Consider the following 7408-nt stretch of genomic DNA (forward strand, 5'->3'; position numbering starts at 1 on the left):
GGGCAAGCCCGCTCCCACAGGGTTTGTGGGAGCGGGCTTGCCCCGCGAAGAGGCCGGTACAGGCTTACGCCGGCGCCGAACTACGGATCAGGTGGTCGAACGCCGCCAGCGATGCCTTGGCGCCCTCGCCCACGGCGATGACGATCTGCTTGTACGGCACCGTGGTCACGTCACCCGCGGCGAACACGCCCGGTACGCTGGTCTGGCCCTTGGCGTCGACGATGATCTCGCCACGCGGCGACAATTCGACAGTCCCTTTCAGCCAGTCGGTGTTCGGCAGCAGGCCGATCTGCACGAAGATGCCTTCCAGTGCCAGGTCGTGCACCTCGTCAGTGCTGCGGTCCTTGTAGCGCAGGCCGGTGACCTTCTCGCCATTGCCGACCACTTCGGTGGTCAAGGCACTGGTGATCACTTTCACGTTTGGCAAGCTGTGCAGCTTGCGTTGCAACACCGCATCGGCACGCAGTTGGCTGTCGAACTCGATCAGCGTCACCTGGGCGACGATGCCGGCCAGGTCGATGGCCGCTTCCACACCCGAGTTGCCGCCGCCGATCACCGCCACGCGCTTGCCCTTGAACAGCGGGCCGTCGCAGTGTGGGCAGTAGGCCACGCCACGGGCACGGTATTCCTGCTCGCCCGGCACGTTCATTTCGCGCCAGCGGGCACCGGTGGCGAGGATCACGGTCTTGGCCTTGAGCGAGGCACCGCCGGCCAGGCGCACTTCATGCAGGCCGCCATCGGTGGCCGGGATCAGCGCTTCGCCACGCTGCAGGTTCATGATGTCGACGTCGTATTGCTTGACGTGCTCTTCCAGCGCCGTGGCCAGCTTCGGCCCTTCGGTTTCCTGCACCGAGATGAAGTTCTCGATGGCCAGGGTATCGAGCACCTGGCCGCCGAAACGCTCGGCAGCGACACCGGTGCGGATGCCTTTACGGGCGGCGTAGATGGCTGCTGCAGCGCCGGCTGGGCCACCGCCGACCACCAGTACGTCGAAGGCGTCCTTGGCGTTGATCTTCTCGGCCTGGCGGGCACCGGCATTGGTGTCGATCTTGCCGAGGATTTCTTCCAGGCCCATGCGGCCCTGGCCGAACACTTCACCGTTGAGGTAGATGCTCGGTACCGCCATGACCTTGCGCGATTCGACTTCATCCTGGAACAGCGCACCATCGATCGCCACATGACGCACGTTGGGGTTGAGCACCGCCATCAGGTTCAGCGCCTGGACCACGTCCGGGCAGTTCTGGCACGACAGCGAGAAGTAGGTTTCGAAGGTGAATTCACCTTGCAGCGCCTGGATCTGCTCGATCACTTCGGCACTGGCCTTGGACGGGTGGCCGCCGACTTGCAGCAGTGCCAGCACCAGGGAGGTGAATTCGTGGCCCATGGGGATGCCGGCGAAGCGCAGGCTGATGTCAGCTCCCGGGCGATTGAGCGAGAACGAAGGACGACGGGTGTCGGTACCGTCCGCGCTCAAGGTAATCAGGTTCGACAGGCCGGCGATTTCTACCAGCAGGTCGTGCAATTCGCGGGATTTCGCGCCGTCGTCGAGGGAAGCAACGATCTCGATCGGCTGGGTGACCCGCTCCAGGTAGGTTTTCAGTTGCGATTTAAGCGTGGCGTCCAACATACGGGCGATTCCTTTTCAAGACTTTCAAAACTCGGATACAAAAACGCCCAGGCGAGATCGCCCGGGCGTTTTTACGGGGCGGTAGTTACTTCAGCTTTGGCGGCTGGCTACCGCCCGCGACTGGCGCATGATTTAGATCTTGCCGACCAGGTCCAGCGATGGAGCCAGAGTGGCTTCGCCTTCTTTCCACTTGGCCGGGCAGACTTCACCTGGGTGAGCGGCGACGTACTGGGCAGCTTTCACCTTGCGCAGCAGCTCGGCTGCGTCACGGCCAACACCACCGTCGTTCAGTTCGACGATCTTGATCTGGCCTTCCGGGTTGATCACGAAGGTACCGCGATCGGCCAGGCCGGCTTCTTCGATCAGCACGTCGAAGTTGCGCGAGATGATGTGGGTCGGGTCACCGATCAGCGGGTATTCGATCTTGCCGATGGTTTCCGAGGTGTCGTGCCAGGCTTTGTGGGTGAAGTGGGTGTCGGTCGACACACCGTAGATTTCCACGCCCAGCTTCTGGAACTCGGCGTAGTTGTCGGCGAGGTCGCCCAGTTCGGTCGGGCAGACGAAGGTGAAGTCGGCTGGGTAGAAGAACACGACAGACCACTTGCCCTTCAGGTCGGCTTCGCTTACCTGAACGAATTCGCCTTTGTGGTAGGCGGTGGCGTTGAACGGTTTGACTTGGCTGTTGATGATTGGCATGAGAGACGCTCCTTCATGGGGTTGGAATCAGTTGATGGAGAGAATCCTAACCGCTGGGCGTGACAAAGGCTCATTGGCAAAGCTGATGCTGATGATTGGTTTTGGCTATAACCGCGGTTTATTAATAGAAGGGAATGGGCTGAGCAAAGGATTGCGAGGATGTAGGAGCGGGTTTACCCGCGAACCATGCGCCGCGGCACATGGCACGGGCTTCGCCCGTGTTCGCGGGCAAGCCCGCTCCCACAGGGATGACGCAGGCCTATCAAATTATGAGCAAGACAGTTGCTCCCGAAAACTCAGCGGGTGACGGTACGCATCGTGACGAATTCTTCGGCGGCGGTCGGGTGCACGCCGATGGTTTCGTCGAACTGCTGCTTGGTGGCGCCAGCCTTGAGGGCGATGCCCAGGCCCTGGACGATCTCGCCAGCGTCGGGGCCGACCATGTGGCAGCCCAGCACCTTGTCGGTCTCGGCGTCCACCACCAGTTTCATCAGGGTCTTTTCCTGGATGTCGGTCAGGGTCAGCTTCATGGCGCGGAAGCGGCTCTCGAAGACCTGCACCTTGTGCCCGGCTTCCAGTGCCTGCTCTTCGCTCAGGCCCACGGTGCCGATCGGCGGCTGGCTGAACACCGCGGTGGGGATGTTCTGGTAATCCACTGGGCGGTACTGCTCGGGCTTGAACAGGCGCCGCGCCACGGCCATGCCTTCGGCCAGGGCCACCGGCGTGAGCTGCACGCGGCCGATGACATCGCCGATGGCGAGGATCGACGGCGCGGTGGTCTGGTACTGCGCGTCCACGCGGATGTAGCCGCGCTCGTCGAGCTCGACCCCGGTGTTCTCCAGGCCCAGGTTGTCCAGCATCGGCCGGCGCCCGGTGGCGTAGAACACACTCTCGGCGACCAGCTCGCGGCCGTCCTTGAGGGTAGCCTTGAGGCTGCCATCGTCGAGTTTGTCGATGCGCTGGATGTCGGCGTTGAACTGCAGGTCCAGGCCGCGTTTTTCCAGCTCTTCCTTGAGGTGGGTGCGCACCGAGCCATCGAAGCCGCGCAGGAACAGGTCGCCGCGGTACAGCAACGTGGTGTCCGCGCCCAGGCCCTGGAAGATGCCGGCGAACTCGACGGCGATGTAGCCGCCCCCCACCACCAGCACGCGGCGGGGCAGGTCCTTGAGGTAGAAGGCCTCGTTTGAGGTGATCGCCAGCTCCTTGCCGGGGATGTCCGGCACCTGCGGCCAGCCGCCCGTGGCGATGAGGATATGCTCGGCGCTGTAGCGCTGGCCGTCGACTTCGACTTCATTGGCGCCAGTGATGCGTGCATGGCCCTGCAGCAGGCTGACGCCGCTGTTGACCAGCAGGTTGCGGTAGATACCGTTGAGCCGCTCGATCTCGCGGTTCTTGTTGGCGATCAGGGTGCCCCAGTCGAAGTGGCCGTCTTCCAGGGTCCAGCCGAAACCTGCGGCCTGTTCCAGCTCGTCGGCCACATGGGCGCCGTACACCAGCAGTTTTTTCGGCACGCAGCCGACGTTGACGCAGGTGCCTCCCAGGTAGCGGCTCTCGGCCACCGCCACCTTGGCACCGAAGCCTGCGGCGAAGCGTGCGGCGCGCACGCCACCGGAACCGGCACCAATCACGAACAGATCAAAATCGTAGGCCATGTATTCAGTCTCCTAGGCAGCGGCCCAGCATAACGCACTGGGGCCGCTTTGCGGCCCTTCGCGGGACAAGCCCGCTCCTACAGGTACCGCGCGTATCCATGGATTTGCGCAAGACCTGTAGGAGCGGGCTTGTCCCGCGAAGGGCTGCAAAACAGCCCCAGTCACACCAGGCAACCGCTTACTTAGTAAGCCTTGCCAGCCTTGTAGTAGTTCTCGAAGCAGAAGTTGGTCGCGTCGATGTAGCCTTCGGCGCCACCGCAGTCGAAGCGCTTGCCCTTGAACTTGTAGGCAATCACGCAGCCGTTCTGCGCCTGCTGCATCAGGGCGTCGGTGATCTGGATCTCGCCACCCTTGCCTGGCTCGGTGTTGGCGATGATGTCGAAGATATCCGGAGTGAGGATATAGCGACCGATGATCGCCAGGTTCGACGGGGCGTCTTCAGGCTTGGGCTTCTCGACCATGTTGGTCACGCGGAAGATGTCGTCGCGGATCATGTCGCCAGCGATCACGCCGTACTTGTTGGTTTCCTGCGGGTCGACTTCCTGGATAGCGACGATCGAGCAGCGGAACTGGTTGTACAGTTTGACCATCTGGGTCAGTACGCCGTCACCCTCGGGGTTGACGCACAGGTCGTCGGCCAGCACCACGGCGAACGGCTCGTCGCCGATCAGGGGGCGGCCGGTCAGGATGGCGTGGCCCAGGCCTTTCATTTCGGTCTGGCGGGTGTAGGAGAACGAGCATTCGTCGAGCAGGCGACGGATGCCGACCAGGTATTTTTCCTTGTCGGTGCCCTTGATCTGGTTTTCCAGCTCGTAGCTGATGTCGAAGTGGTCTTCCAGGGCGCGCTTGCCGCGGCCGGTGACGATGGAGATCTCGTTCAGGCCGGCATCCAGTGCTTCTTCGACGCCATACTGGATCAGCGGCTTGTTGACCACCGGCAGCATTTCCTTGGGCATGGCTTTGGTAGCAGGCAGGAAGCGGGTGCCGTAGCCGGCTGCCGGGAACAAGCATTTCTTGATCATATACGTCCTTAAACGAAGGCTGGGCCTATGGGTTTCGGCGCAGTCTAATCAGGCGGCAGTCACCTTACAATGCCCCGCCCGTGGCCGACCGATGCCATGATAGAGATAACCCAGTGTAGATAGTTCAAAGGCATCGTAAATATTACAACCGCCAAAGACTGCAGGCATGCGCATCAGCCTTACACGACTGCCGGCGATCAGCTACCGGAAATGCACTGGGTCGCGGCAGTGCGCACATCACCCAGGCGCAACGGGAAATTGTTCAGCCGCTCGTGCAGCTTGATACTGCTGCCACTGCCGCGCTTGTCGATATCCAGCAGTGCCGCAGGGCCGGCACCGGCAGTCAGCTTCTGTGGCACGATCAGGCGCAAGCCGTCACCACGCTGTTCTTCCTCAAGCGGCTCGCGGCTGTCGGCCAGCTTGTGCTTCACGCAATCGGCATATTCGCGCGGGGTCTTGCCCGACATCACATCCAGCGTTTCTCGCGACTGCTCGAGCTCGGAAACACTGACACACCCGCCCAACGTCAGGGACAACGCCGCTACCACCCACTTCATTAGCCACACCTCTGCCTTCGATGAAATCAATACGACAGCAACCGGGCGGTTTTGCTCCCTGCTTTGGCGCAATTATCTTCGCGCAGCGATCTGCTCTCCGCTACACCGCGCGGCAGTGCAGCGCGCCATCGTGGTATCGTTCGTGTTTGCAGAACCAATCCTTGCGGAGCATCACATGAAATTCATACACCAGCGCGAGCACCTGAACGAGGATGACATCGTTGTCATCGAGTGTTCCCAGCGCTGCAACATCCGCCTGATGAACGACGCCAATTTCCGCAGTTTCAAGAACGGCGGCCGGCACACTTACCACGGCGGCCACTTCGAGCGCTTCCCAGCCAAGATCACCGTGCCCAGCACCGGCTTCTGGAACATCACCATCGACACCGTCACCGCACGGCCGATCTCGGTTACCCGCAAGCCGACCTTCAGCCACAAGATCAAGATCATCCGCCGTTCCTCGTCGAAACTCGGCTAATCCATCGGAATACCTCGCACCATGACCCAGCACATCAAGTACGTGATCAAATACAAACTCGACGGCCAGCGCCGCTGGGATTTCGCCACCCTGGCGGACGCCTCCCACGAGCAAGCCCTGGAGGCCCTGCGCAAGATCCACGGCGACGACGCCGAGAAGATCAGCGACATCCAAGTCAGCAAGGCCCTGTAAACCCCGCGTAGAAGGAGCAGCGCATGAGCAACTGGCCCGACCATCGTATTCTCGATCTGCTGGGCATCCAGTTGCCCATCCTGCAAGCGCCCATGGCTGGCGCCTGCGGCTCGTCCCTGGCGATCGCCGTGGGTAACGCTGGCGGCCTGGGCGCCCTGCCCTGCGCCATGCTCACCGCCGATCAGGTGCGCAGCGAGATCGAAGCCTTTCGAGCCGCCTGTCAGGGCCCGTTGAACTTGAACTTCTTCTGCCACCAGCCACCCGCGCCGGATGCGGCCCAGGCCGAACGTTGGAAGCAGGTGCTGGCGCCTTACTACCAGGAAGTCGGCGCGGACTTCGCGGCGCCGACGCCGGTATCCAACCGTGCGCCGTTCGACGAGCAGAGCTGCCAACTGGTGGAGCAATTGCGCCCGGAGGTGGTGAGTTTCCATTTCGGCCTGCCGGTGGCCGACCTGCTGCAGCGAGTCAAGGCCAGCGGCGCCAAGGTGCTGTCGAGCGCCACCACGGTGGAAGAAGCCGTGTGGCTCGAAGCCCATGGCTGCGATGCCATCATTGCCATGGGCTATGAGGCTGGCGGCCACCGCGGCATGTTCCTCAACGACGACATCACCAGCCAGATAGGTACCTTCGCCCTGGTGCCGCAGGTCGCCGATGCCGTGCAGGTACCGGTGATTGCCGCCGGGGGTATCGGCGACCATCGCGGCTTGCTCGCAGCCCTGGCCCTGGGCGCTTCGGCGGTGCAGATCGGCACCGCCTACCTGTTCTGCCCGGAGGCCAAGGTATCGCCGGCCCATCGCCGCGCCCTCGACAGTGCGCCGGCCAGCGACACGGCGCTGACCAACCTGTTCACCGGCCGCCCGGCGCGCGGCATCAACAACCGCATCATGCGCGAGCTGGGGCCGATGAGCGAACTGGCGCCGTGCTTCCCGCTGGCCGGCGGAGCACTGATGCCGTTGCGGGCGGTCGCCGAACCGCAGGGCAACAGTGATTTCAGCAACCTGTGGGCGGGCCAGGGGCTGCGTCTGGGCAGGCACCTGCCGGCGAGCGAGTTGACGCGGGACATTGCGCAGAAGGCATTGGTCGGCTGCGGGAGGTAGATTTTCGGGCATTTGGGCAGGTATCGGCCTGTCGGGAGGTTTGCGGTGTGGCGGATATCGAGCGCCGCCCGCGCGGCGCTCGATATC

General features: G+C 62.8%; 8 protein-coding genes. 3 read left to right on the top strand and 5 right to left on the bottom strand.

Annotation, left to right across the window (positions count from 1 at the left end):
* Positions 1-64: 64 nt before the first annotated feature.
* From ahpF to IAE37_RS28460, 5 genes are all read right to left on the bottom strand, one after another.
* Positions 65-1627 (bottom strand): alkyl hydroperoxide reductase subunit F, encoded by a 1563-nt coding sequence (gene ahpF, locus IAE37_RS28440; RefSeq protein ID WP_201178774.1) that lies wholly within the window; start codon positions 1625-1627, stop codon positions 65-67.
* 132 nt (positions 1628-1759) lie between these two features.
* The gene (gene ahpC, locus IAE37_RS28445) at positions 1760-2323 is read right to left on the bottom strand and encodes an alkyl hydroperoxide reductase subunit C (RefSeq protein WP_201178775.1); all 564 of its coding nucleotides are present in this window, start codon (positions 2321-2323) and stop codon (positions 1760-1762) included.
* Between the two features lie 296 nt (positions 2324-2619).
* Complete coding sequence (gene gorA, locus IAE37_RS28450) at positions 2620-3975, bottom strand: glutathione-disulfide reductase (protein WP_201178776.1); 1356 nt, start codon at positions 3973-3975, stop codon at positions 2620-2622.
* Positions 3976-4157: 182 nt separating this feature from the next.
* The gene (galU, locus tag IAE37_RS28455; protein ID WP_201178777.1) at positions 4158-4997 is read right to left on the bottom strand and encodes a UTP--glucose-1-phosphate uridylyltransferase GalU; all 840 of its coding nucleotides are present in this window, start codon (positions 4995-4997) and stop codon (positions 4158-4160) included.
* A gap of 197 nt (positions 4998-5194) precedes the next feature.
* Positions 5195-5554: a hypothetical protein gene (locus IAE37_RS28460; protein WP_201178778.1), complete on the bottom strand. Its 360-nt coding sequence runs from the start codon at positions 5552-5554 to the stop codon at positions 5195-5197.
* Positions 5555-5729: 175 nt separating this feature from the next.
* On the opposite strand from IAE37_RS28460, the gene IAE37_RS28465 reads away from it, so the two are divergent.
* The 3 genes from IAE37_RS28465 to IAE37_RS28475 are packed head-to-tail and all read left to right on the top strand — an operon-like array spanning position 5730 to position 7321.
* Complete coding sequence (locus IAE37_RS28465) at positions 5730-6032, top strand: DUF1883 domain-containing protein (RefSeq protein ID WP_201178779.1); 303 nt, start codon at positions 5730-5732, stop codon at positions 6030-6032.
* A 21-nt stretch (positions 6033-6053) separates the two neighbouring features.
* Positions 6054-6224: a hypothetical protein gene (locus IAE37_RS28470; RefSeq protein ID WP_201178780.1), complete on the top strand. Its 171-nt coding sequence runs from the start codon at positions 6054-6056 to the stop codon at positions 6222-6224.
* Between the two features lie 23 nt (positions 6225-6247).
* On the top strand, positions 6248-7321 hold the full coding sequence (locus IAE37_RS28475) for an NAD(P)H-dependent flavin oxidoreductase (RefSeq protein ID WP_201178781.1): 1074 nt from the start codon (positions 6248-6250) through the stop codon (positions 7319-7321).
* Positions 7322-7408 lie beyond the last annotated feature (87 nt).

The sequence above is a fragment of the Pseudomonas sp. S31 genome (assembly GCF_016648105.1).
Taxonomy (GTDB): Bacteria; Pseudomonadota; Gammaproteobacteria; order Pseudomonadales; family Pseudomonadaceae; genus Aquipseudomonas.